The organism is Pseudonocardia sp. ZF1 (assembly GCF_056835605.1).
The window spans coordinates 169,830-196,240 of record NZ_JAJNBY010000001.1 but is presented as its reverse complement, the minus strand read 5'-3'; the positions used below and the strand labels follow the sequence as shown (position 1 = coordinate 196,240).

Below are 26,411 nucleotides of genomic sequence, written 5' to 3'. Positions count from 1 at the left end.
ACGGGCCCGGGTTCGACCCCCGGCGGATACCGTTGCCGTCATGACGCTGATCCGTCCCGATCTGGATACCCTGCCCGCCTACGTGCCGGGTCGCACCGTCCCCGGGGCGATCAAGCTCGCGAGCAACGAGGTCGCCGCGCCGCCCGCTCCCGCGGTGCTGGAGGCCATCGCCCGCGCCGCCGCAGGTGGCAACCGGTATCCGGACCTCGGCGTCGTCGAGCTGACCGGACGCATCGCGGACCTGTACGCCCTGGAGCCCGAGCGGGTCGCGGTCGGCTGCGGGTCGGTGACGCTGTGCCAGCAGCTCGTGCAGATCGGCTGCCTGGGCCCCGGTGACGAGGTGCTGTTCGCCTGGCGCTCGTTCGAGGCGTACCCGATCGTGACCCGGATCGGCGGGGCGGAGATCCGCACCGTGCCGCTGGACGCCGACTTCCGGCACGACCTCGTCGCGATGGCCGCCGCGGTCACCGAGCGGACCCGGGTGGTGTTCGTGTGCAGCCCGAACAACCCGACCGGCCCGGCCGTGCACCGCGACGAGTTCGCCCGCTTCCTGGACGCCGTGCCGTCGGACGTGCTGGTGGTGCTCGACGAGGCCTACGCCGAGTACGTCACCGACCCCGACGCCGTCAGCGGCCGGCCGCTGCTCGACGCCCACCCGAACCTGGTCGTGCTGCGCACCTTCTCCAAGGCCTACCGGCTGGCGGGACTGCGGGTCGGCTACGCCCTGACCTCCGAGGAGGTCGCGACCGCGCTGCGCAAGGTGGCGCCGCCGTTCGGGGTCAGCTCGGTCGCCCAGGCGGGTGCCGTCGCCGCGCTGGAGCACCGGGAGGAGATCCTCGCCGACTGCGCCGCCGTCGTCGCGGAGCGGGACCGGGTGGCCGCCGGGCTGCGCGGGTCCGGGTTCACCGTGCCGGAGACCCAGGCGAACTTCGTGTGGCTGCCGCTCGGGGACCGGGCCGCGGCGTTCGCGACGCACTGCGGCGAGCGGAAGGTGATCGTGCGCCCGTTCGCCACCGACGGGGTGCGGGTCACCGTGTCCACGCCGGAGGAGAACGACCTGCTGCTCGACGTCGCGTCGTCCTTCGGATCCTGAGAGCCCGGCTCAGCCGTCCAGCTGGTAGCCCAGCCCCCGAATGGTCCTGATCCGCTCGGGACCGATCTTGCGCCGCAGGTAGGACACGTAGACCTGCACCAGGTTGGCCGACACCGGTTCGGTCCAGGCGCGGCGGCCCAGGTCGTCGAGCGCGACCGGCTCGCCGGCCTGCTCGGCCAGCGCGAGCAGCAGCGCGTACTCGGTCGGGGACAACGCGACCCGGCGGCCGTCGACGAACACCTGGCCGGCATCGACGTCGACGGACAGGCCGCCGTGCCCGAGCACCGTCGGCGCGGGCAGCCCCGCGGCGGCACGCAGCCGGAGCCGGATCCGGGACGCGAGCTCGTCCGGGACGAACGGCCGGATCAGGAAGTCGTCGCGGTCGCCGCGCAGCATGCCGATCACCCCGGCCCGCCGTTCGCGCGGCACGACGGTGATCACCGGGGTCGGCGGGGACTCGGACTGCACGGCTCCGAGCAGCACCGACGGCTCCGGGCCCGGCAGCTCCATGTCGAGCACGAGCAGGTCGGCGCCGCGGGAGCGCAGGGTGTCCAGCAACTCGATGCCGTCGGCGACGACGACGAGGTCCACGCCTTCGGCGGCGAGGTCCTGGCGCAGCCCGCGGCCGAGCGAGGCGGTGCCGGCCGACGGCGGCAGGGCCAGCAGCACGCTGAGCGCGCGCATCTCGGCACGGGGCGCGGGGATCGGGAGGGACGGCGAGACGGGGGGAGCGTGATCGTTCACAGATCCTGCGGAGGTCGGGGAGCGGGGAGCTCGTGAGGTCGTGCGGGGAGCACCGGGGAGGCACGGTCACTGTTCCTCGACCGGCAGCCCGTCACAATCGGCTAACGGTGCGACGTACCGTGACCGCTTAGCCTGAACGGGTGACTCTGAGAGTCCCGTTGCTCTGTTCGGCCCAGCATTACTGCCGAAATGGCGGGATCTTGCTCTTCGGCGCTCTCCGTCGACCTGTCGGCGCGAAGACGCAACCACCCTTCTCAGCGAGGGTGTTCACACTCGGTCACTCTACCTAGAGTCCCTCCTCATGCGACGGAAGAGTTCCGCTGCGGCTGATCAGGTCGACCCCCGCGACCTGATCGCGCGACTCGCCGCCGAGCACAGCTCCCCCTCTGTGCCGTCTCCCCGGGGCAGGCATGCCGTGTCCTCCGCCCCGGCGGACGACACGGCCCGATCCGCCGTACCCGCGGCCACCCTGCTCGAGGACCGGGTGAGCGCCTCCGGGCGGCACCGCGTCCTCGACGCCGGGTACGACGACACCGACCCCGACGACACCGGTGCCGCCGTCACGGCGGACTCCCCCACCGATGCCACGACGGCGGACGCCGGGCGGATCACCTGGGCCGACACGGCCGACCCCGGCCCGTGGGCGCCGGGCGGCCACGCGACCGGCAGCGGCTCCCGCGCCGTCACCGGCACCGGGGCGCACGCCGCCGCGGTGGACACCGCGGCCGCCGGGGACGAGACCGTCGCCGGGGACACCGCGGTGACCGGGACGGGCGCGCACGCCGCGCCCACCACCCGGACCCCGGGCCGTCGCGCGCGGCGGTCCGCGCCGTCGTCGGCGGCCGGACTGTCCGGTGTGGAGCTGTTCGGCGGGTCGTCGGGGACCGGGGAGCCCGCGTCCCCGCAGGCCGAGGTGCCCGCACCGCGCACCGAGGTCACCGGCGGGGCCATCGCCGGCCTGCACGAACCCGAGGTGTCGGGGACGGGCTCGGTCGTCGCGATCGACCGGTCACGACCCGCCCGCTCCCGTGTCCGCCGGTTCGCCCCGCTGGGCGTCGGCGCCGCCGCGGTGCTCGCCGCGACGATGGTGCTGACGCTGCTGCAGCCCGGCACCGAGGACCCGTCGCTGTCCGCGGCGATGGTGAACGACTCCTCGCGCCGGTCGGCGTCGGACACCGCGTTGTCCGCCGGCCCGGTGCTGGCCAACGGGGGCGGCTCCGCACTCGGCGATGCCGCGCAGGGCGCGTCCGGCCAGATCGGCCAGGCCCTGGCCGCGCAGGAGGCCGCCGAGCGGCGCGCCGAACAGCGCCGCCGCGAGGCTGCCGAGCGGGCACGGGCCGCCGCGAACTCCGGTGGTTCCGGGAGCTCCGGGAACTCGGGCGGAGCCCCCGCCGCCGGTCCGGTCGGTGGCGCCGTCCAGGTCGCCGGCGACGGCATCCAGGCCGCGCTGAAGATGGGCTGGCAGGCCATCGGCGGCGACGAGTTCCTCGGCAACACCCTCGGCAGCAACTGGTCGCCCTACAACGGCGAGGGCCACGACGGCCAGGGCCGCCGCACCTCCGACGCGATCTCGGTGGAGAACGGCAACCTCGTCATCCGCGGCGACTCGCAGGGCAACACCGGCGGCATGGCCTGGGGCACCTCCCAGAAGTACGGCAAGTGGGAGATGCGAGCGCAGTTCCCCAAGGGCGACAAGCAGTACCACCCGGTGCTGCTGCTGTGGCCGAGCGAGGTGTCCTGGCCGGAGGGCGGCGAGATCGACTTCGCCGAGACCACCAGCGCCAGCGACGACGTGTCCTTCTTCCTGCACTACGGCAGCTCGAACTCGCAGAAGGACGCCAAGAAGCAGCTCGACATCACCCAGTGGCACAACTACGCCGTGGAGTGGACCCCGGACGCGATCGTCGGCTACGTCGACGGCGTCGAGTGGTTCCGCTCCGAGGACCCGAGCACGTTCCCCCCGGGTCCGATGCACGCCACGATCCAGCTCGACTACTTCCCCGACGGCGGCTCGCCGGAGCCGTCGGAGATGCGGGTCGCCTGGATGCGCCAGTACGAGTAGCACTCCGCACCACGACCGCCCGCCGCCCGGCGCTCCCCACCGGACGGCGGGCGGTCGTGTGTGCCGGGTCAGCCGGCCAGACCGCGCCGCGCCAGCAGCGGCGCGATCTCCGGGTCGCGGCCGCGGAACGCGCGATAGGCCTCCATCGCGTCGACGGCGCCGCCGCGGGACAGCACCTCGCGGCGGAACCGGTCGCCGTTCTCCCGGCGCAGGCCGCCGTGCTCGCCGAACCAGGCGACGGTGTCGGCGTCGAGCACCTCGGCCCAGATGTAGGAGTAGTACGCCGCCGCGTACCCGCTGCCGCCGAACACGTGGTTGAAGTAGGTGCTGCGGTAGCGCGGCGGGACCAGCGGGTGCGCGACCCCGGCCGCCTCCAGCGCCTGCTGCTCGAACGCGAGCACGTCGGTGATCCCGGCGGCCTCGGCCGGGGACAGCCGGTGCCACGCCTGGTCCAGCAGCGACGCGGCCAGGTACTCCGTCGTCGCGAAGCCCTCGCCGTACCCGCGGGCGGCCTGCGACGCGGCCAGCAGCTCGTCCGGCAGCGGCTCGCCGGTCACGTGGTGGCGGGCGAACGAGGTGAGGACCTGCGGGTCCTCCAGCCACATCTCGTTGACCTGGCTGGGGAACTCGACGAAGTCGCGCGGCACCGACGTCCCGGCGAACGTCGGGTACTCCACCTCGGAGAACAGCCCGTGCAGGGCGTGCCCGAACTCGTGGAACAGGGTGCGGACCTCGTCGAGGGTGAGCAGCGCGGGCTCCCCGGCCGGGGGCTTGTTCAGGTTCAGCGTGTTCAGCACGACAGGCCGCGTCCCCAGCAGCGACGACTGGTCGACCAGCGAGTTCATCCATGCCCCGCCGCGCTTCGACGGCCGCGCCCACAGGTCGGCGCCGAACAGCCCGAGCGGCTCGCCGTCGCTGTCACGGACCTCCCACCAGCGCACGTCCGGGTGGTAGGCGGGCAGGTCGGTGCGCTCGGTGAAGGTGATCCCGTACAGCCCGGACGCGGCGCGGAACACGCCGTCGGTGATCACCCGGTCGAGCTCCAGGTACGGGCGCAGCGCGGCGTCGTCGACGGCGTAGCGCTCGCGGCGCATCCGCTCCGCCTCGAACGCCCAGTCCCACGGCTCCAGGTCGCCCTCGACACCGCCGGCCAGCTCCGCTGCCTCCCGGTCGGCGTTGGCGACGGCGGCGGGGACCAGCGACTCCAGCATCGCGACGGCGGCCTCCGCCGTCCCCGCGGTCGCGTCGTCGATCACGTACGACGCGTGGTCGGGGTACCCGAGCAGCGCGGCCCGCTCGGCGCGCAGCCGCACGATCGCGAGGACGGTGTCACGGGTGTCGTGCTCGCCGCCCTGACCGCGCCCGGTGGATGCACGGAACAGCTCCTCGCGCAGCGACCGGTCGGTGAGTACCGCCAGTGCGGGCTGCGCGGTCGGCAGGACCAGGGTGATCAGCCAGCCGTCGTCGTGACCGCGTTCGGCCGCGGCGGTCGCGGCGGCGGCGACCGCGTCGTCGGACAGGCCACCGAGCCGGTCGCGGTCGGTGACGTGCACGGCCGCGGCGTTCGCCCCGGCCAGCAGCGCCGCACCGAACCGGGTGGTCAGCCCGGACAGCTCGGCATTCAGCTCCCGCAGCCGGACCTGCTCCTCGGGGCCGAGCCGGGCCCCGGCGCGCACCATGTCGCGGTGGTGGCGCTCGAGCAGCCGCAGCGACTCGGCATCGAGACCGAGGTCGTGGCGACGGGCGTGCAGCGCGTCGATCCGGGCGAACAGGCCCGGATCCAGCGCGATCGCGTCGGCGTGGGCGGCGAGCATCGGCGCGACCTGCGCCTCGATCTCGCGCACCGCGGGTGAGGAGTCCGCCGAGACGCGCGTGAAGAACAGCCGCGCCACCCGGTCCAGCGTGGCACCGGAGCGCTCCAGGGCGACGACGGTGTCGTCGAAGGTCGGCCCGCCCTCCCCCGCGACGATCGCCGCCACCTCGGCGCGCTGCTCGGCCGTCCCGGCCTCGAACGCGGGCAGGTAGTGCTCGTCGGTGATCCGGGAGGTGTCGGGCAGCCCCCACGGCAGCGCGCTCGGGGCGAGGAACGGGTTGCTCATGGGCCCGACCCTACGGCCGGGGACCGTCAGGAACCGGCCAGTTCACGGCGCATCGCGAGCCGCGGCCACACGTCGAGACCGCGCGCGGCCTCGTGCTCCCGGATCGCGCGCAGTCCCGGACCGGGCGCGATCAGCTCACGGAAGCCGAGCCGCACCCAGTACGGGCCGTTCCACGGAACGTCCCGGTAGGTGGTGAGGGTCAGCGCGGGCAGGCCGCGGTCCCGGGCCCAGCCCGCGAGGTGCTCGACCAGGCCCTCCCCGATCCGCCGTCCGCGTTGCGACGGCAGCACCGACACTTGCTCGACGTGCGCACAGCCGTCGACGAGGTCGGCGATCAGGTACCCGACGAGCCCGGTGCCGGCGCTCCTCCCGGCACCGATGCTCGTTCCGCCTGCGCTCCTCTCGGCACCGATGCTCGTTCCGCCTGCGCTCCTCTCGGCCACCCACGCCCGCCCCGCCACCACGTACGCGGCCAGTACCGCGGCCGGTGGCGGCTCCTCGTCGGCGACGACGTCGAGTCCGATCTCCCGGAACGTCTCCCCCGCGGCGCGCTCGATCTCACGCAGGGCGGGGACGTCGGCGACGCGGGCGGGACGGATCACACCGCGGGATCCTCCACCACCGCACGGATGCGTTCCAGGGTCGTTCGCATCCCCTCGCGATTGGTGCGCCCGCGGGCCCACCCCAGCAGCGTCCAGTAGAGCCGGGTGGCGGCCGAGGGCTCCAGCCGGAAGGACTCGGTGACGTCGGTGCCCGCCGTGCCGTCCGGCGCGGGGGCCGGGGTGAACCGGTAGTGCCAGTGGTTGATCCGCCGGCCGCCGGGCAGGAGCACGACGAAGCCGAACTCGCGGCCCGGCTCGCAGGCGGTGATCTCGCACTCCGACCAGTAGGTCGGGCCGCGTCCGTTGCGGACGACCTTGCCGCGGAACCGGACACCGACGGCCGGACCGGTCGCGCCGCCCAGCCACTGCGCGTCGACGGTCTCGGGTGAGAACCGGCCGGTGTTGCGGATGTCGGAGACCAGCTCCCAGATCCGCTCGGCCGGCGCCGCCATGTGGACGGTGACCTCGTCATGCACGGTGTTCCCCCTCGATGCCGCACACCAGGTCGGCGGCGCGCTCCCCGATCATGATCGCGGTCGCGGCCGGTCCGCGCCGCGGCGCGCGGGGCAGGACCGAGGTGTCCGCCACCCGGAGCCCGGCCAGGCCGTGCACCCGCAGGCCGGCGTCGACGACGGCGTCCGGCCCGGAGCCCATCGCGGCGCTGCCCGACAGGTGCACCGAGGTCGTCAGGTGGTCGCGGATCCAGCCGTCGAGCCGGGTGTCGTTGCCGAGCTCCCAGCCGGCGGGGCCGCCGTCGTCGGGGCCCGCGCGGTCCCAGCCCGCGGCGCGCAGGATCTCCGCGGCGATCCGCACCGCGGCCCGCATCCGGTGCCGGTCGGAGGTGGTGCGCAGGTAGCGGAAGTCCAGCCGGGGCGGGTCGTCGTGGTCCGGGGAGGTGATGGCGAGCATCCCGAGGCTGTCCGGGCGCTGCACCGCGCACATCAGATGCGCGGGACCGCCGGGTGCGAACGGGTGCGCGAACAGCAGGATCTCCAGGTCACCGGCCGGGTCGGTCCCGGAGTCGAGGTTGAGCGCGGCCTGCGCGGCGACGGCGTCGGCGGGCGGGTCCGGCAGCCCGCTGCGCAGCGGGAGGAACACCGCGGGGTGGTCCGACCAGCCACGCCCGACCCCGGGCAGCTCGTGCGCCACCGCGACGCCCGCGGCCCGCAGGGTGTCCTCCGGCCCGATCCCGGAGCGCTGCAGCAGCGCCGGGGTGCCGACCGCGCCCGCCGTCACGACGGTCTCGGCCGCGTGCAGGGTGCGACCACCGACGCGCACGCCGGTGACCCGGTCACCGTCGAGCACCAGGGTCTCGACCGGGGTCCCCCCGAACACGGTCAGCGCGTCCTTCCACTCCGCGTTCCCCCACGGCGGCGGCAGGTAGGCGGTGGCGGCGCTGACCCGGCGCCCGTCGACGGCGTTGGTCGGGATCGGACCCGCTCCCGGTGGGCCACCGGCGTTCTTGTCCGGCTCCTCGGGGTGGCCGAGCGCGAGGCAGGCGGCCAGGAACGGGTCGGTCGTCGCGGCCCGCAGCCGGCCCGAGGGCCGTGAGATGCGCAGCGGACCGGCGTCGCCGTGCCGGTCGGAGGTGCAGAAGTCGAGGTCGCGCTCCAGCCGCCGGTAGTACGGCAGGACGTCGTCGTAGGACCAGCCCGGGACGCCCCAGTCCGCGAAGTCCGCCGGGACGGCGCGCACGAAGTAGCCGCCGTTGATCGCGCCGGAGCCGCCCAGCACGCGTCCGCGCGGCACGGTGCACTCCCGGCCCTGGCACAGCGTCGCCCGGTAGGCCCAGTTCAGGACGTGGCCGGGGGCGGTCGCGGCGAGCGAGGCGATCGGCGTCGAGTCCGGTGGGACGACGACGGCGCCCGCCTCGACCAGGGCCGTGCGCACACCGCGCCCGGCCAGCCGGCCCGCGAGGGTGCACCCCGCGGACCCCGCGCCCACCACCACCACGTCGAAGCTGTCGGTCATTGCTGCCAGGATGCCCCACGTGACCGACGCTGCACGTGATCTCGCCTCGTTCCTCACCGCGAGCCCGTCGCCGTACCACGCGGTGGCCGAGGCGGTGCGCCGGTTGTCCGCGGCGGGCTTCACCGAGCAGCGCGAGGACGAGCCGTGGGCGGACGGGCCGGGCGGGCGCTACCTGGTCCGCGACGGCACGATCCTGGCCTGGTGGCAGCCCGCGTCCGGGCCGGGCGCCCCGCTGCGGATCTTCGCCGCGCACACCGACTCCCCCGGGTTCAAGGTCAAGCCGAACCCCGACGTCGGTGTGGCCGGGTGGCGCCAGGTCGGGGTGGAGGTCTACGGCGGCGCGCTGTGGAACTCCTGGCTGGACCGCGACCTCGGCCTCGCCGGGCGCCTCGCGCTCTACGACGGCCGGGTCGTCCCGGTCCGTGTGGACCGGCCGCTGCTGCGCATCCCGCAGTTGGCGATCCACCTCGACCGCGGCGTGAACCAGGGCCTGACCCTGGACCCGCAGCGGCACCTGCTCCCGATCTGGGGGCTCGGCGACCCGGACGGCGGCGACCTGGTGGAGTTCCTCGCCGTGCGCGTCGGCGAGGACCCCGAGGACGTCGCGGCGCACGACCTGTTCACCTACGACCTGACGCCGCCGGCCACCCTCGGCCGCGACGACGAGCTGCTCGCCGCCCCGCGGCTGGACAACCTGGCCTCGGTGCACGCCGGGATCAGCGCGCTGCTCACCGCCGTCGAGCGCGACCCGGGCACCTTCCCGGTGTTCGTCGGCTTCGACCACGAGGAGATCGGCTCGGCCAGCGCGACCGGCGCGGCCGGGCCGCTGCTGGAGACGGTGCTGACCCGGCTGGCCGGCGGTTTCGACTCCCGGCACGCGGTGTTCGCCCGCTCGCGCTGCCTGTCGGTGGACGTCACGCACGCCGCGCACCCCAACCACCTGGACAAGCACGACCCGGACCACCTGTCGGTGCCGAACCGGGGGCCGTCGCTGAAGGTCAACGCGGTGCAGCGCTACGCCACCGACGCGCCGGGTGCGGCCGCCTGGAAGCGGGCCTGCCGCACCGCGGACGTGCCGAACCAGGTGTTCGTCTCGAAGAACACCGTGCCGTGCGGATCCACCGTCGGGCCGATCATGGCGACCCGGCTGGGCATCCGGACGGTCGACGTCGGCATCCCGGTGCTGTCGATGCACTCGGCGCGTGAGCTGTGCGGGGTGCACGACCCGGGCCTGCTGGCCCGGGCGGGTGTGGAGTTCCTGACCGACGCCGGCTGAGGCCCGCGGTCAGCGCAGCACGGGCCGCCCCGGCATGTAGGTGTCGCTGTCCACGATCCGCGACCCCAGCGGCAGCAGCGACACCGGGATGAGCTTCAGGTTCGCCCAGGCCAGCGGCAGGCCGACGATCGTGACCGCCAGCGCGATCGCCGTGCCGATGTGGCCGATGACCAGCCACCAGCCGAACAGCACGATCCACAGCACGTTGCCGATGGTCGACGCCGCCCCCGCGGTGGGGAGGCGCACGACGTCGCGGCCGAACGGCCACAGCGCGTAGAGCCCGATCCGGAACGAGGCGATCCCGAACGGGATGGTCACGACCAGCACGCAGGCGACGATCCCGGCGAGCATGTAGCCGAGGAACAGCCAGAAGCCGGAGAGGACCAGCCAGACCACGTTCAGGATGAGGCGGAGCATGGCTCCGGCATGCCCGAGCTGTCCGGTTCCCCCTCCGGGATGTCCCGGAGGCCGACCCCGGATCCGGTGATCGACGTGCGCTCCCGCCCCGCGCGGGGTGTCCTGGAACACATGGTGGATCACGGTCTGTTCGGCCCCCGCTCGGTGACGTGGCGGGTGCACCTCGAACCCGTGATGTGGGTCGCCGGGATGCGCGCGCTGCTGCTGCAGTCACTCGACCCGCGGGTGATGCGCGGGACGTACCAGAACTCGGCGCTGTTCGACCCGAAGAAGTCCTACGCGCGGTTCCGGCGGACCGTCGAGTTCGTCGGGACCCGCACGTTCGGACCGCGGGCCGACGTCGACCGGGCCGGCGCCCGCGTCCGCCGACTGCACGCCGGGCTGCGCGGGCACGACCCCGACAGCGGCGAGAGCTACCGGATCGACGCCCCGGAGGGCCTGCTCTGGGTGCACGCTGCAGAGATCGAGTCCTACACCGACGTCGCCCGCCGGTCGGGTCTGCTCGACGACGACTCGGCGGACGCCTACGTCGCCGAGAGCGTCCGGGCCGCCGAGGTGGTCGGCATCGACCCGGCGACCGTGCCGTCGTCGGTGGCCGAGATGGCCGAGTACATGGCCGCGGTGCGTCCCCGGCTGCGGATGACCGACGAGGCCCGTCGCGCGGCCGGGAACCTGTTCGCCCCGCAGGGCGCGGCGCCGCTGCCGGTCCGGCTCGGGATCGCGGGCCTGTCCACCCTCGCCCTGGCCACGCTGCCGCGCTGGGCCCGGCGCCTCTACGGGCTGCCCGGCCTGCCGACGACCGACTGGTCCACGACGCTCACGCTGCGCGGGCTCCGCACCGCCGCCGGGGTGCTGCCGGACGTGCCGGGGCCGCCGGAGATCGAGGAGGCACGACGGCTGGTGCGCGCCGCCCGCCGGACGGAGGCCGACCGCGCCGGGTGACCGCCGTCGGCGCCGACGAAATCTCTTGACTCTCGATGGATACCTGTCGATACTCGATAGATGTCACCGGCGCTGATCCAGACGTTGCGCGTCGCCCTCGTCCTCACCGGGCTCGGCACGCTCGCCACCCAGGTCATCCTCACGGCCACCGCGTGGAACGCGGGCCTGGCGGGGGCACCGCCGGTCCCCGGACTGCTGCACGTCGTCGCCGTCGTCCTGGCGATCGGCTGCGTGCAGGTGGGGCTGGTCGCGATCTGGGTACTGCTGTCGATGGTGCGCCGCGACGCGATCTTCGACGAACGGGCCTTCCGCTGGGTGCCGGTCCTCGCGCTGTCCGGACTGCTGGCCGGGGTGCTGACCGGGGCCGTCTGCGCGCACATCGGAGAGCTCGACGACGCCCCCGGCCTGATCCTCGTCGGCGGCGGTCTCGGCGCCGCGGGGATCGCGTTCGCCCTGCTCATGGTGGTGATGCTCGGCCTGCTGCGCAACGCCACCGCGCTGCGTCGCGAGCTGGAGCAGGTGGTCTGATGGCGATCGTCGTCGACATCGACCTGATGCTCGCCCGCCGGAAGATGGGGGTCGGGGAGTTCGCCGTCGCCGTCGGGATCAGCCCGGCCAACGTCGCCGTCCTGAAGAACGGCCGGGCCAAGGCCGTCCGGTTCGCGACGCTCGACGCGATCTGCCGGGTGCTCGACTGCCAACCCGGTGACGTGCTGCGCCACGTCCCCGACGACCTGCCGGACGCCGCGCCGGGCCGCACCCACCGCGGCGCGCACGAGGTCACGTCCGACCCGTGACCTCCTCGACGACGCTCGCCCCGATGCCCGGCCGCGACTCCCACGCCCAGGTCTCGTGCGAGCGCATCCCACCGTCGCCGGAGTTGCTCACGCCGGCGAACCGGCGGCCGTCCACGCTGGGTGCGCTGCTCACCCGGTCACCCTGTCACGGAGGATGACGGCCGTGGAGTTCCCCGAGACGCGCCGCACGCCGCTGGTCCGGACGTGCACCGACACCGGCGAGGGCCCGTGGAACGAGCTGCTGGGGATCCTGCGGGCGACCGGTACCTCGTTCGACGTCGTCCTGGAGGACCTGTTCACCGACTGGCCGGTGGAGCGGGTGGTGACGTCCGCACTGGAGGACGGGCTGGCCGGGCGGCACCCGCTGCTGCTGGTCGTGGACGAACGTGCGCTGGCCGACCACGACTTCCCGGTGGTCGTCGCCGACCTGCGGGGTGAGCCGGGCCGGACCTTCCGGATCGCCGCCGCCGTGCTCTCCGGCTTCCCCTCGCCGCGCGCCGGGTTCGCCGACCACGCCGACCACGCGGAGCTGCAGCCCGACCGGACGTTCCGCGGGTTCTGCTGACGATCACGACCGTCGGTCCGGCGCGCCGGTGACGCCGCGTTCCGCGGAACGCGGCCGGGACCTCAGACGCCGGTGGCCCCGTCGATCCGCTCCCGGACCAGGTCGGCGTGCCCGGTGTGGCGGGCGTACTCGGCGATGACGTGGGTCAGGACCCACGTCACCGACACCGAGTGCCCGTCGAGCGTCCCGGTGCCGTCGGGCCCAATCGCCGCGACGACCCGGCGGGCATGGGCGACCTCGTCCTCCCAGACGGCACGGGCCCCGGCGATACCGGCGTCGCCGGGCTCGAAGCCGCCGTCGTGGCCGGTCCCGGGCTCGCGCGGGTACAGCGGCGGCACGTCCGCACCGCCCAGGACCTGGCGGAACCAGTTCCGCTCGACCGCGGCCAGGTGCTGGACCAGGCCCAGCAGCGTCAGCGACGACGGCGGCACCGACGCCGACCGCAGCTGCTCGTCGGTCAGTCCCTCGCACTTCCCGACGAGGGTGACGCGGTAGAAGTCGAGCCAGGCGGTGAGCGTGGTGAGGGCGTCGGCCTGCATCGGGGGGAAGGCGCGGTCGGTCATGCCCGCGATCGTGTCAGCGGGGTCCGACACCGGGCCGCTTCCCCCGGCGCGGCGCCGGTGCTTCACTCCGCTCGTGACCGACACTTCGCCGACCGTGGTACGCAGCAGCCGCGAGATCGCCGCCGCGCCCGGGACGATCTTCGAGCTCGTCGCCGACCCCGCCCGCCAGCCCGAGTGGGACGGCAACGACAACCTCGCCGAGGCCGCCCCCGGCCAGCGGGTACGCGCCGTCGGCGACGTCTTCTCGATGCTCCTGACGCAGGGCACCGTCCGGGACAACCGGGTGGTCGAGTTCACGGAGGGACGACGGGTGGCCTGGCTGCCGTCGGAGCCGGGCAGCCCGCCGCCCGGACACCTGTGGCGGTGGGAGCTGGAGCCGGTCGACGCCGGCAGGACCCGCGTGACGTGCACCTACGACTGGACGGGCCTCGACCCGGACGACGCCTTCCGGCAGCGGCGGGCCCGGGCCACGACCGCCGACCGGCTGCGCGCCTCGCTGGACCGGCTCGCCGTCGTCGCCGAGAGGATGTGATCTGCAGCACACACACCGGACGAGCGATCATGGAGAAGTGCTGCCCTGGCGGCATGGATGCCGAACAGGTGATCGCCGTTCTCGCCGGGTTCCCCGGCACTCGGATCGTGGAGGGCAACGGGGACGCGTTCGCGATCCACGACCCGGACCACGACTACGAGCAGCGCCCCCGGCAGGGCTGGGCGACCGTCGTGCGGTCCGACGTCAACGACGCCGCGTCCGAGCTCGACCGGCCGGGCGCGTTCCGGCTCAACATCGGGCTGCCCACCGCGCGCTACCGGGAGCTGTTCCCGACCGATCCGGGCATCGACCCGGCCACCCGCGACGTGCTGTTCCCACATCCCGTCTACGCGGCATACCAGTGGGTGGCGGTGGTGGAGCCGGACACGACCTGGCCGCGGGTGCGGGAGCTGCTCGACGACGCGAACGACTTCGCCGTGCGCAAGCACGGGAACGCGGTCCGGCGGCGGGGGTGATCGGCGACGGCCGTGGCGGAAGCGGGGGGATTCGAACCCCCGGTCCTTTCGGGGCTCATCCCAATCGGGGGTGTAGGAGTTGGGGTCTGAAGCCGCCGGTCTCGAGCAGGCTTCGGGCGATGTAGTTGGTCAGGTTGCGGAACCCGAGTGCGGAGCCGCGCAGGTGTTCGAGCCGTCCGTTGAGCGCCTCGGTCGGCCCGTTGCTGGTGCCGGGTCGTTCGAAGTAGGCGAGCACGTCGGCGGCTCGCTTCTTCAGGGTCCGGCCCAGGGTGGTGAGCTCGGTGAGCACCTTGGGGACGCCGGCGCTGAGGTCGGTGATCAGCTTCTCCATGAGCTCGCGGCCACGTTGCCGGTCCTCGTGGCGATAGGCGGCGATCATGCGCTGGTAGACACCCCAGGTCGCCTCGACCTCGACGTGAGCGTCATCAACGAACAGCGCGCATAGCCTGTCGCTCTGCTTGTCGGTGAGCAGGTCCGCGCCGGTGTGCAGCGTGCGCCGCGACTTGTAGAGCGGGTCGTCCCTGAACCCACGGTGCCCGTGGATCGCGAGTTGGACCCGGCGCCGGCACCTGTCGAGGGCGTCACCGGCCAGGCGCACGACGTGGAAGGGATCCATCACCGTGACCGCGTCCGGGATCTCCTCCGCAGCGGCGGTCTTGAACCCGGTGAAGCCGTCCATCGCGACCACCTCGACCGCGTCACGGAAGGCGTCGTCGCGGTCGGCGAGCCAGGTCTTGAACGCCGCCTTCGACCGGCCCTCGACCATGTCCAGCAGCCTTGCTGGGCCGGCGCCATCGCGGACCGGGGTGAGGTCGATGATCACGGTGACGTACTTGTCGCCACGCCTGGTGTGGCGCCAGACGTGCTCATCGACGCCAATGACCTGCACGCCCTCGAACCGCGTGGGGTCGTTGATCAGCAGCCGATTGCCTTCGGCCAGGACCGCGTTGTTGGCGGTGTCCCACGCGACCCCGCGTCCCTCGGCGACACGGGCGACGGTGAGGTGTGCGACCACGATCCCTTCCAGCGCCCACCGCAACCCGGTGCGCGAGAGCTTCGCGCGTGGCTCCGCCGCGGCGCTGGTGTCTTGGCGCCACACGTGTCCGCAGTCGGCACAGCGGTAGCGGCGCACTACAACTTCCAGCACGGTCGGTCGCCAGCCCAGCGGCTCGTGGGCCAACCGCCGGATCACGGTGTCACGAGCAGCGCCTTCGCTGCCGCACCGTCGGCAAGACTGATCTGGTTCCACCACGCGGCACGCGAGGACCGCACGATCCGGTTCAAGTCGTTGCCCGGTCACGCTCAGACCGAGGCCGTCGAGTCGAGCGAAGGCGGTCAGGTCAGGGCGGCCGAACCCGGCCGGCGGGGTAGCGTCGGACACGTCGAGGTCTTTCGGATGGATGGCGTAGGAACCTCCGTCGTCGGGAGACCTCGACGTCTATCTGCGAACCGACGCGCCCGGCCGACCTACACCCTCATCTGGGAAGAGCCCGCAAAGCCGACGTGATTAGGTCGTCGGTTCGATTCCGACAGGCGACTCCGGCGAACAGCCCCTGACCTGCGCAAACGCAGGGCAGGGGCGGTTCGGTTCTGGTGGTGGTGCGGGTGTCGAGGCGGTCGGGTCCGACGGCTCGGCGGGGCGCGATCGTCTCGTGCGTTGGCGGACTACGGGAGCTTGGACGCGAGGACGTCGGCCGGCAGGATCTCGGGTGCTGCGCCGAGGAGGTGCTGGTTGGCCATCAGGGCTGCGACGATGGCGCCGTTGGCGTGGGCGTCGCGAGCGGCCTCGTCGGGGAATGCATCGAAGATCCAGAAGGTGTCGGCGTGGGTCCTAGCCGCGAACCAGACAATCGTTCCTACTTCTTCGTTGGCGAGTGCGACAGCGCCGGCGAGCAGATCGGCGAGCGCGTCGTGCTGTCCATCGGCCGCGACGATCTTGGCGACGAAGGCATACGGAAGTGATGCGGGTGTGGACATGAGGGGTTCTCCTTGAAGTCGGGGTTCTTCGTGGGGCGAGTTCAGCGTATGACGAGCGATGGCCGGTGGGGAGTGGCGTATACGGCAGTATTGCTATCGTTCGCGTCATGCGTATCGGACTGATCGCGATCGACGGCTGCTTCGGTTCGGCGGTCGCGTCGGTCATCGACATCGTGCGGGTGGCCGACGGAGCCCGCGGCGATGTCGACCCGCGGATCGACCCGATCGAACTCGCCATCCTCGGACCGAAACGGCGAGTGACCACGACGGCATCGATGACCCTGTCGGTGGACCACCCGCTGTCGGAGTCCGCAGAGTTCGACGTGGTCGTCGTCCCTGCGCTTGGAACCCTCACGGCCGCCGCGACCCACGACGCCCTCCAGAGCCGAGATGCTCGTTCGGTCATCGCCTCACTCGGGCGCCTCGACGACGCGACCACCCGGATCGCCGCGGCGTGCACCGGCGTGTTCGCCGTCGCCGAGACCGGACGGATGCATCATCGGCGGGCGACGACCAGCTGGTTCCTGGGGCCGGAGTTCCTGAAGCGCTATCCGACCGTCGCCCTCGATCTCGACACCATGGTCGTGGTCGACGGGAACCTCGTCACCGCCGGCGCCGCCTTCGCCCACATCGACCTCGCGCTCTCACTCGTGCGATCGATCAGCCCCGACCTGGCCCAACATGTCGCCAAGCTCCTCATCATCGACGAGCGCCCGTCGCAGGCGGCCTTCGTCGCCTACGAACATCTCCGGCACGAGGACCCGATCGTCGTCGAGTTCGAACGCTTCGTGCGCGTCCGCCTGGACGAACCGTTCAACGTCGCCGTCGTCGCGCAGTCGCTCGGCACCAGCCGGCGCACCCTCGAACGACGAGTCCGTGCGGCGCTCAACCTCACTCCGCTCGGCTTCGTCCAACGGCTTCGCATCGAACGAGCTCGGCACCTCTCAGCAACCACGGACCTCACCTCCGCCGAGATCGCGCGACGGGTCGGCTACGCGAACGCCGAGACTCTGCGCTCCCTCCTGCGCAGGGAGCGACGCCGTTCCTGACCTATCGCCATGCCTGTAGCCGGTGTCCTAGCGCTCGGTTGGAACCACCTCTCAGCACGTCGCGTCGACGCTCCTGCGTCGCCCCTGGACGACCCACTCGACACGCCCGCAGCACAGGCCATGTGACGTGCCCCGGCTTCCCGGACGGTCGGGGTTGGGTGGCTGTGATGTCGCTGCGTTCTCGTCGAGGGGGTCAGCAGACCCGATCAGGGTCGATTGGGATGAGCCGCGAAGGCGGTCAGGTCAGGGCGGCCGAAGCCGGCCGGCGGGGTAGCGTCGGACACGTCGAGGTCTTTCGGATGGATGGCGTAGGAACCTCCATCGTCGGGAGACCTCGACGTCTATCTGCGGACCGACGCGCCCGGCCGACCTACACCCTCATCTGGGAAGAGCCCGCAATCGCCTACGCCCGAAATGGGCTCACGGCTGCGACGGGACATGCGGACGGAAGCAGGCCGGCCGCTGTCCTCACCGACTCGCTCTGCGGCCCGAGACCGCGGAGACGAAATCGGAGGCCGGCCGCCGGGGAATCGGTCTGCCCGATCCGCTCGTCAAGCTGCTCCGGGAACACGCCAACGAGCAGTACGACGAGCGTGTGCGGGCTGCCGACCTGTGGGTGGACACCGACTACGTCTTCACGACCGAATTCGGCACCGTCCTGCACCCTCGAACCGACAACAAGAACTGGAAGCAGCTCCTCGTCTCGGCGGAAGTCCCGGAACGGCGGCTGCACGACGCTCGACACACCGCCGCGACAGTCCTGCTTCTGCTGGGGGTGACCGAGCGGGCCGTCATGGGCGTGATGGGCTGGTCGAACACCGCGATGGCTGCGCGGTACCAGCACCTCACGTCAGCGGTGCGGCAGGACGTCGCCTCACGGATCGGTGGGCTGCTCTGGCAGACGTCCGACGGGCCGCCGACGACCGTCTGAGAAGGCGGAATGCCACCACAACTGCAACCGCCGCGGGTTCCCGGAGGTCCGGGAGCGCGCGGCGGTTGCGTCTTTGCAGGTCAGAGATGGCGGAAGCGGGGGGATTCGAACCCCCGGTCCTTTCGGACGCCCGCTTTCAAGGCCACTGGGGCGCCTGGTCGTGGGCCCGTTCTGGCTGGTCAGATGTCCGTGGCCGTCCGGTGGTGTCTCGCGGTTCTCCGGTGGGTTGCGGTCACGGTTGTGGTCAGTCGCCACGCTGGGCCCTTCCCCGATAGAGGCCGGCTTGGGCGTGGTCCGTGGGGCGTCCAGGGGCGCCGCAGGCGCTCGCGCAGCGACGGTTCTGTGTGGGGTAGGGGCCCCGCGCAGGTTCGCCCTGGATGCCGCGCGGACCACGTACGACCGTTTCCGGCATCGGGGGCGGGCTGTCCCTTCCTCGGTGCGCTAGCTCTGATCTTCGCCTTGCTCGAATTGGACTTGCTCGACCAGCACGGGGTAGATCTCAACGGCCTCTGGCCTGTCGAGGGGCAAGTACGTTGTCGTCCAGGGGGTCGGGCACGGTCCGTTGTGCTCCGGGTCAGGACACAAGAGGAGTCCGATCTCGTCGACCAGAATCCTCGCTTGCGCCTCCGTGCAGTACACGCCGACCTTGAGTTCGAAGTAGGCCTTGCGGTCGGTGTTCGGCCGGGACGCGCTCTTCTCCATGTCCCGGATGTTGGCACCGCGGATCGAGGCGGTCCTCAGGGATCTCCCGGACCTCGGTGGGGTGACGGGCACCGAGACCCTCGGGGCTGGGCCGAGCGGGGTCGGCCCTTCACAGGGTTTCGCCGTCGAGGAGGGGTTCGAACGTGCGGTAGGAGGTCAGGTCTCGGAAGTGGCGGCTGTACAGGTCGGCGGGCGAGGTCTCGTTCTCGTATAGGGCGGGTGCTACGTCGACGACCTCCACCAGTCGATCCCTGACCTCCTCCCCCGCCTGGTTGCTGTAGGAGATCTGACCCTCGCGCCCGTGTCGCTCTGCCCGATCGCGTGCCTCACGCAGCGACCGGGCCCGCAGCGTGACGATGTCCTCGCGGTAGAGCGGCCGGTAGTCCGGCGCAGATGACGACGACTCGAACAGGAGGATGGCGACGAACAGCGTCTCGGTGGCCATGTCCGCATCCTCGTCCCGTTCCGACCGGCTCACCTCAGGCCGAAACCCTGAGATGAACCCGGGCCGGCTTAGCCTCGTTGCCGCACCTTCGGGAGTTCCGGGGTGCGGTCTTCTCGCGTTCGAGCTGGTCGACGGTGGCGGGCGTGCGCGCGCCGGCCGCCGGGCCGGAGGCGATAGGCGGACGGCAGCGACGCCGCCCGACCGGCCCGTCAGGGCCGGCTTGAAGACGTAAAGAAAGTCCTCACCGGACCGGAGGGGGCTCGACAAGTGATCACCGAGAACGTCCTGCTGACACTCGCTGTCACGAGACCAGCTCCCCACACACCCCAGTGCGAGGCGTGTCACTACTATGGAGCGATGCCGGTGGACCTTCCACGTGACGCGATCGTCATCAGGTTCACCCCTAGGACCCCTGAGAAGATCCTCGAACGCGCAGAGCGGGATCACCGACTGTCGGGTCGTTATGCACTCTCCGTGTTTGCCGACACACAACGAGTCAACGAGTCGAGGCAAGACACCCTGGCCCGCCTGCTTGCTGCGTCCGAGCTGTCGGCGATCGACGCGGCCCGGAACCCTAAGAGGTCGTTGCAGAAGTAGCGGAGCGGGTCCAGTCGTGTGCTGGGCCGGTGAGAGCATCGCGGTCATGGCGAGGCCTCGGGTGACGGTGAAGACGAAGATTTTCCGGGTCGAGATCGTGTTGGTCGATGTCGAACCGTTGGTGCGGCGGGTGGTCGAGGTGCCCGGCGAGGCGAGCTTGGCGAGGTCACGTCCGGCGGAGTGGTGTATGAGATCGACTCCGCGTGATCTTGGTTCGGGATTCTAGGCGGTTATTGCCTCGGTTGTCATGAGTGCCTCGCTGCCGGTCGGTGCGGCTTCGGTGGTGACGATGCGGATGCGTGAGCGGGCCAGTAGATCGAGGCCCATGTAGCGGCGGTTCTCGGTCCACTCATCACTCTGTTCGGCCAGGACGGCGCCGACGAGGCGGATCAGGGAGTCGCGGCCGGGGAAGATCCCGACCACGTCGGTGCGACGGCGGATCTCCTTGTTCAGTCGCTCTTGAGGGTTGTTCGACCAGATCTGGCGCCAGACCTCGCGCGGATATGCGGTGAACGCCAGCAGCTCATCGCGGGCGTTGTCGAGGTGCTCGACTGCGTCGGGCCAGCGCGCGGTGAGAGTGTCGACCACGCGTCCGTACTGGGAGGACATGGAACGGCTGTTGCTCACTGCGGAGGAGGTCGCGGAGGCCCTGCACGTCGGGCGTTCGCGCGTCTACATGCTGATCGCGTCGAAGGAACTGACCTCAATCAAGATCGGCAGCCTGCGGCGCATCCCGGTCGACGCCGTGCGCGAGTACGCGGCCCGGCTCGTGGAGCAGGAACGCGAGGCGTCCTGATGGCCCGCAAGCGTGCGAACGGCGAGGGGTCGATCTACAGGCGCGCCGACGGGCGCTACACCGCCGCCGCATTCGTGCTCGTCTCCGGCGGGGGCCGGCGCCGGGTCTACGTCTACGGCCGCACCCGCGACGAGGTCCGAGGGAAGCTCGACGACCTGATGCGCCAAGCGGACGACGGCATTCCGCGGGCCCGTGAGCGGCAGACCGTCGCCGCGTATCTGGACTACTGGTTGGAGCACGTCGTCCGCCCTGAGAAGCGGGCAACCACGTTTAACAGCTACGAGTCGCTGGTCAGGCTGCACATCGTGCCGGTAATCGGGCGCAAGAAGCTCGGCGAGCTCGGCCCGGCCGACGTCCGGAGGCTGCTCGCCGTGCTCCGGGAAAAGGAGATCAGCGGCAGCGGTGGCGGGGTCCGGAGGCTCTCGCCGCGGATGGTCCAGTTCGCCCACGCGGTGCTTCGGAACGCGCTGTCCAACGCGGTGCGTGAGGAGCTGATCGGCCGCAACGTCGCCAAGCTCGTGCAGGTCTCTAACCCGGAGTACGACGTGGGGGTCAGCCTCGACCCGGTCGCGGCCCGCGCTCTGCTCGCCCGGATCGCCGACGACCGGCTGTACGCGCTGTACCTGTGCGCGATCGTGCTCGGGATGCGGCGCGGGGAGCTGCTGGGCCTGGCCTGGGACGCCGTCGACCTCGACGCAGGGAAGCTCATCGTGCGCCAGTCGCTGACCTGGGCGAACGGCCGCGTGCACCTCGGGCCGCCGAAGTCACGGGCGTCCCGCCGGGTCGTCCCGCTGCCCGCGACCGTCGTCGATGCGCTGCGGGAACACCGTGAGAGGCAGGACGCCGACCGGGAGATGGCCGGGGACCGCTGGACGGAGACCGGTCTCGTGTTCACCTCGCCGCTGGGCGGGCACGTCTCGCCGCGCACGCTCGCAGCGCAGTGGCACGTGATCCGCACGGCGGCCGGCCTCGGGCGGATGCGGTTCCACGATCTGCGGCACACCGCGGTGTCGCTGCTACTCGCCCTCGGGGTTCCGCCGCACGTCGTCCGGGAGATCGTCGGGCACAGCGACGTCAAGGTCACCATGACCGTCTACGCCCACGGCAACCTCGACGAGAAGGCCGCCGCTCTGACCCAGCTGAGTACCGCTGTTACCGGCGCGTTGCTGTCACCGGTTGCTGTCAGCGAGGACTCGGAGGACCGGTCGTGATCGTCGATCATGGGTCTGACCTGTGGCGGAAGCGGGGGGATTCGAACCCCCGGTCCTTTCGGACGCCCGCTTTCAAGGCGGGTGCATTCGGCCGCTCTGCCACGCTTCCGCACGGGAGGGTAACGGGACCGCTCAGCGCTCCGCGCGGTAGTAGGTGACCGGCCCCATCCTGGTCGCCCCGTGCCCGACCACCGTCGCGTCGGTGAACCCCGCGGCCGCGAGCAGCTCCGGCACCGGCTGCTGCGCCCCGTGACCGTGGCCGTGGCCGTGGCCGTGGCCGCCGGGACCGTGGCCGCCGTGATCCCTGCGGGCGCCGTGCCGGGAGCGGCGGCGGGCCGGGTCGAGGCGGGCCAGCAGCGACAGCACCCTGTTCACGGTGCGCATCCGTCCGTCGGTGCGCGGGTCGTGGTCGAGGTCGACCAGGTGCAGGCTCCCGCCCGGCGCCAGGACGCGGTGCGCCTCCCGCAGTGCCGCGACCCGGGCGTCGGCGGCGATGTGGTGCAGCATCAGCGAGGAGAGGACCCGGTCGACGCTGCCGTCGTCGAGGGGCAGGTCCTCGGCCACACCGACCTGCAGCTCCAGCTCGACGCCGGCCTCGGCGGCCTTGCGGCGGGCCATGGCGACCGCCTCCGGGTCGGGGTCGACGCCGCGCACGGTGGCCGTCGGAACGGCCTCCGTGGCGCGCAGCAGGACGTTCCCGGTCCCGCAGCCGATCTCCAGCACGCGGTCCCGCGGGCCGATGCCGGCCTGGGCCAGCAGACGCCAGTACATCGGGACGGCGCCACCGAGCCGGGCCACGGTGTCGTAGCCGGGCAGCAGCCGCGAGCTGACGAGCGTGGGCGTGTGGGCGTGCGTGGTCATCGGATCCCCTCGGACGAACTTCGTGTTCTCCAGCGACTCTCCCTGGCCCCCGAGCAGGCGACAAGGCACTATCCGTGGCCGTGATGGGACGAAGTTCGGACATCCCGCTGATCGGCTTCGCACACACCCCGGTACCGATCGCGGCGTACCGCGTCGACGGTCCCGTGCAGCTTCCGCGGGTGCAGGGACCGCACGCACACGACTTCCTCACCCTCGTGCACGTCGTGCGCGGCACCTGTACCTACCAGGTCGACGGGCAGGTCTGGCGGCTCGTCGAGGGCGATGCGTTCGTCATCGCACCCGGAGCCGTGGTCGACCACGCCGCGGAGACCTCGACGCCGCCCGGCGAGCTGTGGTCGGTCGTCTTCCCCGCGGAGGCTGTCGCGCCCGCGTCCTGGCAGGACCATCCGCTGCTCGCGCCGTTCGTCGGGCGCCACCGCGGGGGCGGGCAGCGGATCGGTGTCCCACCGGCAGACCGGGCGACCTGGCGGGCCCGCCTCGTCGACCTCGACGACGAGCTGACCCGCCGGCGCGACGGTCACGCCGAGGCCGCCCGCGCCCACCTCACCCTGCTGCTGGTGGCACTCGGCCGGCTCGTCGACGACGTACCCGCCGAGTCGGGCGACCCGCTGCTCGCGGCGGTGTTCGCCGTCGTCGAGGAGCGGTTCGCCGGCCGGCTGTCGCTGCGCGACGTCGCCGCGGCCGTCGGGCTCACCCCCGGGCACCTGACGACCGTCGTGCGGCGCGGGACCGGGCGGACCGTCCAACAGTGGATCACCGAGCGCCGGATGCGGGAGGCGCGGCGGCTGCTCGCCTCCACCGACCTCCCGGTCGCCGAGGTGGGCGCCCGGGTCGGCTACCCCGACCCCGGCTACTTCGCCCGCCGCTTCCGGGCCGCGCACGGCGTCGGCGCCGCGACCTGGCGGGCCGGCTCCGGAACCCCCTGACGGGTGGCGGGGGACGTCCGCGCCGGTGCGGTCCGGCGCGGTGTGGTGGGATTCCCCCGGTCTCATCTCGGGAGGACGACGTGCGGTTCGACGAGAACGCCCGGCTCGACACGTCCGGCGTGGACGACCTGCGCGGATCCGGCGGTGGCCGGGGCGGCGGGGTCGGCGGCCGGGTGGCGGGCGCGGGCGGCGGCCTGGGCCTCGTCGGCGTCATCCTGTACCTGCTGCTGTCGAACTTCGCGGGCGTCGACATGTCCGGCATGGGCGCGGGCGGCGGCTACCCGGGGCTCGACCAGGTCGGCTCCGGCCAGACCGCGGACAACTCGTCACTGCAGCAGAACTGCGCCACCGGCGCCTCGGCGAACACCTCGACGGACTGCCGCGTCGTCGCCGTCGTCAACTCCCTCGACGACTTCTGGGCCACCCAGTTCTCCTCCGGCTTCACGACGCCGCGGACGAACTTCTTCTCCGGTGGGGTGAGCACCGACGGCTGCGGCTCGGCCTCGTCGGACAGCGGGCCGTTCTACTGCCCGGCCGACTCCGAGATCTACATCGACCTCACCTTCTTCCAGGAGCTGCAGACCCGCTTCGGCGCGCAGGGCGGACCGTTCTCGCAGGCCTACGTGATGGCCCACGAGTACGGCCACCACATCCAGAACCTGCTCGGCACCAACCGCAGGGCCGGCAACGACACCGGCCCCACCTCCGGCTCGGTGCGCCTGGAGCTGCAGGCCGACTGCTACGCGGGCGTCTGGGCGAACCACGCCACGACGACGCCCGGCCCGTCGGGGCGGCCGCTGATCAGCGAGCTGAACCAGTCCGACATCGACGCCGCCCTCGACACCGCGTCCCGGATCGGCGACGACTACATCCAGTCCAACCTGGGTGGCGGCCGGGTCGACGAGTCGCAGTTCTCGCACGGCAGCTCCGCGCAGCGCGAGAAGTGGTTCACCACCGGCCTGCAGAGCGGCAACCCCGACTCCTGCGACACCTTCGCCGCGCGCAGCCTCGACTAGGGCCGCCCGGCCGGCGGATCGGCGGCCAGGAACCCCGCGAGATCGTCGGTGTAGCCGGCGACGCACAGCTCCCACCCGGGCCGCACGAACGCCTCCCGCGTGAGCAGCACCCGGTACTCGGTGACCCGGGCGTCGCCGTGGTCGATCGTGGCGGTGCCGTCGTCGCGGTACCCGAGCCGGGCCGACACGGCCGCCGACCTCGGGTTGCCCTCGACGTACTCCGAGCGCGCCACGAGCGCGCCGAGGTGGTCGAAGGCGAAGGCCAGCACCGCGGCCCGCATCTCCGTGCCGTAGCCGCGCCCCTGCGCCCGTCGCACCAGGTACGAGCCGGTCGCGACCTCGCGACGCACGCCGAACCGGTCCCCCACGACGTCCTGCAGGCCGACCACCCGGCCCTCGGCGCGCACGACGAACTGCAGCGTCCACCAGTCCGGCGACGCCCTCGCGCGGTTCGACCAGACGTACTGCGCGATGCCGCGCCCCAGGTGCCGCGGGTCGGCCCGGGTCCACGGGACGCGGAACGGCATCTCCGACGACGGGTGGATCCCGCTCTCGTGCACGGCCGCGATCAGCTCCCGGACCGACGCGTCGTCCTCGACGCGCAGCTCCAGGCGCGGGGTCCGCAGGGTCAGCCCGGACATCGGCCACGGGTCGGGCACCGGGTCGATCGGCGCGGGGAGCACGTCCATCGGTCGACCGTGCCGGATCGCCGACGGGCGCGCCACGGAATACCGTCGGCTCCCATGTGGGCGATCACCCTGACCGAGTACGGCGGACCCGAGCAGATGACGTGGGCGGAGGTGCCCGACCCCGAGCCCGGCCCGGGCGAGGTCGTACTCGACGTCGTCTCCTCGGCCGTCAACCGGGCCGACCTCCTGCAGGTCCAGGGGAACTACCCGGTCCCGCCCGGCGCGTCGGAGATCCTCGGCCTGGAGTGCGCGGGCCGGATCGCCGCGCTCGGTGACGGCGTGACCGGCTGGTCGGTCGGCGACGAGGTGTGCGCCCTGCTCGCCGGCGGCGGCTACGCGACGAAGGTCGCCGTCCCGGCCCCGCAGCTGCTTCCCGTTCCCGCGGGCGTCTCCCTGGAGGAGGCGGGCGGCCTCCCCGAGGTCGCCTGCACCGTCTGGTCGAACGTGTTCCTGGAGGGCCGGCTCGCCGAGGGCGAGACGTTCCTGGTCCAGGGCGGCTCGTCGGGTATCGGAACGCACGCGATCCAGGTCGCGAAGGCGCTCGGCGCGCGCGTCGCCGCCACCGCGGGCCACGCCGACCGGCTGCAGTTCTGCCGCGACCTGGGCGCCGACATCGTCATCGACTACCACGACGACATCGCCGAGGAGCTGAAGAAGGCCACCGACGGCCACGGCGCCGACGTCATCCTCGACAACATGGGCGCCAAGGGCCTGGCGAACAACCTGTCCGCGCTGGCCCGCGACGGCCGGCTGATGATCATCGGGATGCAGGGCGGGGTGAAGGCCGAGCTGAACATCGGCGCGCTGCTGGCCAAGCGCGGCCACGTCTCGGCGATGGGCCTGCGCGGCCGCCCGGTCGACGGTCCGCACTCGAAGGCCGAGATCGTCGACGGGGTCCGCGAGAACGTGTGGCCGCTGTTCGCCGACGGCCGGGTGAAGCCGGTGATCTTCGAGCGGTTCGCGATGTCCGACGCCGCCGACGCGCACCGCAGGCTGGACGCCGGTGGGGTGACCGGCAAGCTCCTCCTCGTGAACTCCTGAGCGGACGGGT

The 26,411-nt window shown here is 72.5% G+C and carries 30 protein-coding genes, 1 tRNA gene and 1 pseudogene; 16 read left to right on the top strand and 16 right to left on the bottom strand.

Annotated elements, in window-relative coordinates; genetic code table 11:
• Positions 1 to 40 precede the first annotated feature (40 nt).
• Entirely contained in the window at positions 41 to 1,093 is a 1,053-nt protein-coding gene (gene hisC, locus ZF1_RS00970; protein WP_482636267.1) for a histidinol-phosphate transaminase, read from the top strand.
• 9 nt (positions 1,094 to 1,102) lie between these two features.
• Here hisC and ZF1_RS00965 read toward each other — a convergent pair whose 3' ends face one another.
• Positions 1,103 to 1,777, bottom strand: coding sequence for a response regulator transcription factor (locus ZF1_RS00965; protein WP_218899298.1), 675 nt, complete (start codon positions 1,775 to 1,777; stop codon positions 1,103 to 1,105).
• Positions 1,778 to 2,252: 475 nt separating this feature from the next.
• Between ZF1_RS00965 and ZF1_RS00960 the strand changes: the two genes are divergently transcribed.
• Positions 2,253 to 3,899, top strand: a complete 1,647-nt coding sequence (locus ZF1_RS00960; RefSeq protein WP_482636266.1) for a glycoside hydrolase family 16 protein — start codon at positions 2,253 to 2,255, stop codon at positions 3,897 to 3,899.
• A gap of 68 nt (positions 3,900 to 3,967) precedes the next feature.
• Here the strand turns inward: ZF1_RS00960 and ZF1_RS00955 are convergent, their stop codons facing one another.
• From ZF1_RS00955 to ZF1_RS00940, 4 genes are read right to left on the bottom strand one after another with little or no spacing between them, the layout of a single operon-like run.
• Positions 3,968 to 5,998 (bottom strand): M3 family metallopeptidase, encoded by a 2,031-nt coding sequence (locus ZF1_RS00955; protein ID WP_482636265.1) that lies wholly within the window; start codon positions 5,996 to 5,998, stop codon positions 3,968 to 3,970.
• A 26-nt stretch (positions 5,999 to 6,024) separates the two neighbouring features.
• Positions 6,025 to 6,600, bottom strand: coding sequence for a GNAT family N-acetyltransferase (locus tag ZF1_RS00950; RefSeq protein ID WP_482636264.1), 576 nt, complete (start codon positions 6,598 to 6,600; stop codon positions 6,025 to 6,027).
• Complete coding sequence (locus ZF1_RS00945) at positions 6,597 to 7,076, bottom strand: SRPBCC family protein (protein WP_251783200.1); 480 nt, start codon at positions 7,074 to 7,076, stop codon at positions 6,597 to 6,599. Before ZF1_RS00945 ends, ZF1_RS00950 begins: the two co-directional genes overlap by 4 nt.
• Entirely contained in the window at positions 7,069 to 8,571 is a 1,503-nt protein-coding gene (locus ZF1_RS00940) for a GMC family oxidoreductase (protein ID WP_482636263.1), read from the bottom strand. Before ZF1_RS00940 ends, ZF1_RS00945 begins: the two co-directional genes overlap by 8 nt.
• 19 nt (positions 8,572 to 8,590) lie before the next feature.
• Here ZF1_RS00940 and ZF1_RS00935 point away from each other — a divergent pair, with 19 nt between their 5' ends.
• A complete protein-coding gene (locus ZF1_RS00935) occupies positions 8,591 to 9,847 on the top strand; it encodes a M18 family aminopeptidase (RefSeq protein ID WP_482636262.1) in 1,257 nt (418 codons plus the stop codon).
• Between the two features lie 9 nt (positions 9,848 to 9,856).
• Here ZF1_RS00935 and ZF1_RS00930 read toward each other — a convergent pair whose 3' ends face one another.
• Entirely contained in the window at positions 9,857 to 10,264 is a 408-nt protein-coding gene (locus tag ZF1_RS00930) for a YccF domain-containing protein (protein WP_482636261.1), read from the bottom strand.
• 111 nt (positions 10,265 to 10,375) lie between these two features.
• On the opposite strand from ZF1_RS00930, the gene ZF1_RS00925 reads away from it, so the two are divergent.
• Genes ZF1_RS00925 through ZF1_RS00915 form a run of 3 tightly spaced genes read left to right on the top strand, consistent with a single transcriptional unit; the run spans position 10,376 to position 12,003 of the window.
• Entirely contained in the window at positions 10,376 to 11,206 is an 831-nt protein-coding gene (locus ZF1_RS00925; protein ID WP_224403907.1) for an oxygenase MpaB family protein, read from the top strand.
• A gap of 60 nt (positions 11,207 to 11,266) precedes the next feature.
• On the top strand, positions 11,267 to 11,734 hold the full coding sequence (locus ZF1_RS00920) for a DUF2975 domain-containing protein (RefSeq protein ID WP_208818653.1): 468 nt from the start codon (positions 11,267 to 11,269) through the stop codon (positions 11,732 to 11,734).
• Complete coding sequence (locus ZF1_RS00915; protein WP_208818654.1) at positions 11,734 to 12,003, top strand: helix-turn-helix domain-containing protein; 270 nt, start codon at positions 11,734 to 11,736, stop codon at positions 12,001 to 12,003. Before ZF1_RS00920 ends, ZF1_RS00915 begins: the two co-directional genes overlap by 1 nt.
• Here ZF1_RS00915 and ZF1_RS00910 read toward each other — a convergent pair.
• The gene (locus ZF1_RS00910) at positions 11,987 to 12,136 is read right to left on the bottom strand and encodes a hypothetical protein (protein WP_346102441.1); all 150 of its coding nucleotides are present in this window, start codon (positions 12,134 to 12,136) and stop codon (positions 11,987 to 11,989) included. The two genes, ZF1_RS00915 and ZF1_RS00910, sit on opposite strands and share 17 nt — an antisense overlap.
• A gap of 21 nt (positions 12,137 to 12,157) precedes the next feature.
• Between ZF1_RS00910 and ZF1_RS00905 the strand changes: the two genes are divergently transcribed.
• A complete protein-coding gene (locus tag ZF1_RS00905) occupies positions 12,158 to 12,568 on the top strand; it encodes a DUF6924 domain-containing protein (RefSeq protein WP_482636260.1) in 411 nt (136 codons plus the stop codon).
• 62 nt (positions 12,569 to 12,630) lie between these two features.
• On the opposite strand, the gene ZF1_RS00900 is transcribed toward ZF1_RS00905, so the two are convergent.
• Positions 12,631 to 13,131, bottom strand: a complete 501-nt coding sequence (locus ZF1_RS00900; protein WP_482636259.1) for a DinB family protein — start codon at positions 13,129 to 13,131, stop codon at positions 12,631 to 12,633.
• Positions 13,132 to 13,204: 73 nt separating this feature from the next.
• Here ZF1_RS00900 and ZF1_RS00895 point away from each other — a divergent pair, with 73 nt between their 5' ends.
• Together ZF1_RS00895 and ZF1_RS00890 are read left to right on the top strand one after the other, a co-directional pair.
• Positions 13,205 to 13,663 (top strand): SRPBCC family protein, encoded by a 459-nt coding sequence (locus tag ZF1_RS00895; protein WP_224403910.1) that lies wholly within the window; start codon positions 13,205 to 13,207, stop codon positions 13,661 to 13,663.
• 53 nt (positions 13,664 to 13,716) lie between these two features.
• Complete coding sequence (locus ZF1_RS00890; RefSeq protein WP_405421630.1) at positions 13,717 to 14,139, top strand: DUF6194 family protein; 423 nt, start codon at positions 13,717 to 13,719, stop codon at positions 14,137 to 14,139.
• 55 nt (positions 14,140 to 14,194) lie between these two features.
• On the opposite strand, the gene ZF1_RS00885 is transcribed toward ZF1_RS00890, so the two are convergent.
• Together ZF1_RS00885 and ZF1_RS00880 are read right to left on the bottom strand one after the other, a co-directional pair.
• Positions 14,195 to 15,520, bottom strand: coding sequence for an ISL3-like element ISPfr2 family transposase (locus tag ZF1_RS00885; RefSeq protein ID WP_482636258.1), 1,326 nt, complete (start codon positions 15,518 to 15,520; stop codon positions 14,195 to 14,197).
• A gap of 284 nt (positions 15,521 to 15,804) precedes the next feature.
• Positions 15,805 to 16,116, bottom strand: coding sequence for a putative quinol monooxygenase (locus tag ZF1_RS00880; RefSeq protein WP_154076176.1), 312 nt, complete (start codon positions 16,114 to 16,116; stop codon positions 15,805 to 15,807).
• A gap of 107 nt (positions 16,117 to 16,223) precedes the next feature.
• On the opposite strand from ZF1_RS00880, the gene ZF1_RS00875 reads away from it, so the two are divergent.
• Entirely contained in the window at positions 16,224 to 17,165 is a 942-nt protein-coding gene (locus tag ZF1_RS00875) for a GlxA family transcriptional regulator (RefSeq protein ID WP_482636257.1), read from the top strand.
• Between the two features lie 343 nt (positions 17,166 to 17,508).
• The gene (locus ZF1_RS00870) at positions 17,509 to 18,096 is read left to right on the top strand and encodes a tyrosine-type recombinase/integrase (RefSeq protein ID WP_482638660.1); all 588 of its coding nucleotides are present in this window, start codon (positions 17,509 to 17,511) and stop codon (positions 18,094 to 18,096) included.
• Between the two features lie 441 nt (positions 18,097 to 18,537).
• Here ZF1_RS00870 and ZF1_RS00865 read toward each other — a convergent pair whose 3' ends face one another.
• The 3 genes and pseudogenes from ZF1_RS00865 to ZF1_RS00855 form a co-directional block, all read right to left on the bottom strand.
• Positions 18,538 to 18,798: a hypothetical protein gene (locus ZF1_RS00865; RefSeq protein WP_482636256.1), complete on the bottom strand. Its 261-nt coding sequence runs from the start codon at positions 18,796 to 18,798 to the stop codon at positions 18,538 to 18,540.
• Between the two features lie 109 nt (positions 18,799 to 18,907).
• Complete coding sequence (locus tag ZF1_RS00860) at positions 18,908 to 19,243, bottom strand: DUF4288 domain-containing protein (RefSeq protein WP_482636255.1); 336 nt, start codon at positions 19,241 to 19,243, stop codon at positions 18,908 to 18,910.
• An 819-nt stretch (positions 19,244 to 20,062) separates the two neighbouring features.
• Positions 20,063 to 20,395 (bottom strand): annotated as a pseudogene (locus ZF1_RS00855) (transposase); the annotation flags it as partial.
• Between the two features lie 22 nt (positions 20,396 to 20,417).
• On the opposite strand from ZF1_RS00855, the gene ZF1_RS00850 reads away from it, so the two are divergent.
• Both ZF1_RS00850 and ZF1_RS00845 read left to right on the top strand, forming a co-directional pair.
• The gene (locus tag ZF1_RS00850; RefSeq protein WP_482636254.1) at positions 20,418 to 20,636 is read left to right on the top strand and encodes a helix-turn-helix domain-containing protein; all 219 of its coding nucleotides are present in this window, start codon (positions 20,418 to 20,420) and stop codon (positions 20,634 to 20,636) included.
• The gene (locus ZF1_RS00845) at positions 20,636 to 21,847 is read left to right on the top strand and encodes a site-specific integrase (protein WP_482636253.1); all 1,212 of its coding nucleotides are present in this window, start codon (positions 20,636 to 20,638) and stop codon (positions 21,845 to 21,847) included. The genes ZF1_RS00850 and ZF1_RS00845 overlap by 1 nt, the downstream gene beginning before the upstream one ends.
• A 23-nt stretch (positions 21,848 to 21,870) precedes the next feature.
• Here the strand turns inward: ZF1_RS00845 and ZF1_RS00840 are convergent.
• Positions 21,871 to 21,956: transfer RNA gene (locus ZF1_RS00840), tRNA-Ser, on the bottom strand.
• Between the two features lie 23 nt (positions 21,957 to 21,979).
• Entirely contained in the window at positions 21,980 to 22,708 is a 729-nt protein-coding gene (locus ZF1_RS00835; protein WP_482636252.1) for a class I SAM-dependent methyltransferase, read from the bottom strand.
• An 83-nt stretch (positions 22,709 to 22,791) separates the two neighbouring features.
• Between ZF1_RS00835 and ZF1_RS00830 the strand changes: the two genes are divergently transcribed.
• The gene (locus ZF1_RS00830; RefSeq protein WP_482636251.1) at positions 22,792 to 23,655 is read left to right on the top strand and encodes an AraC family transcriptional regulator; all 864 of its coding nucleotides are present in this window, start codon (positions 22,792 to 22,794) and stop codon (positions 23,653 to 23,655) included.
• An 80-nt stretch (positions 23,656 to 23,735) separates the two neighbouring features.
• On the top strand, positions 23,736 to 24,671 hold the full coding sequence (gene ypfJ / locus ZF1_RS00825) for a KPN_02809 family neutral zinc metallopeptidase (RefSeq protein ID WP_251783211.1): 936 nt from the start codon (positions 23,736 to 23,738) through the stop codon (positions 24,669 to 24,671).
• Here the strand turns inward: ypfJ and ZF1_RS00820 are convergent.
• Positions 24,668 to 25,360, bottom strand: a complete 693-nt coding sequence (locus ZF1_RS00820; protein WP_482636250.1) for a GNAT family N-acetyltransferase — start codon at positions 25,358 to 25,360, stop codon at positions 24,668 to 24,670. The genes ypfJ and ZF1_RS00820 overlap by 4 nt on opposite strands.
• Before the next feature lie 54 nt (positions 25,361 to 25,414).
• On the opposite strand from ZF1_RS00820, the gene ZF1_RS00815 reads away from it, so the two are divergent.
• Positions 25,415 to 26,401 carry an NAD(P)H-quinone oxidoreductase gene (locus ZF1_RS00815; RefSeq protein ID WP_346102419.1) on the top strand — a complete coding sequence of 329 codons (987 nt, stop codon included), beginning with the start codon at positions 25,415 to 25,417 and terminating at the stop codon, positions 26,399 to 26,401.
• Positions 26,402 to 26,411 lie beyond the last annotated feature (10 nt).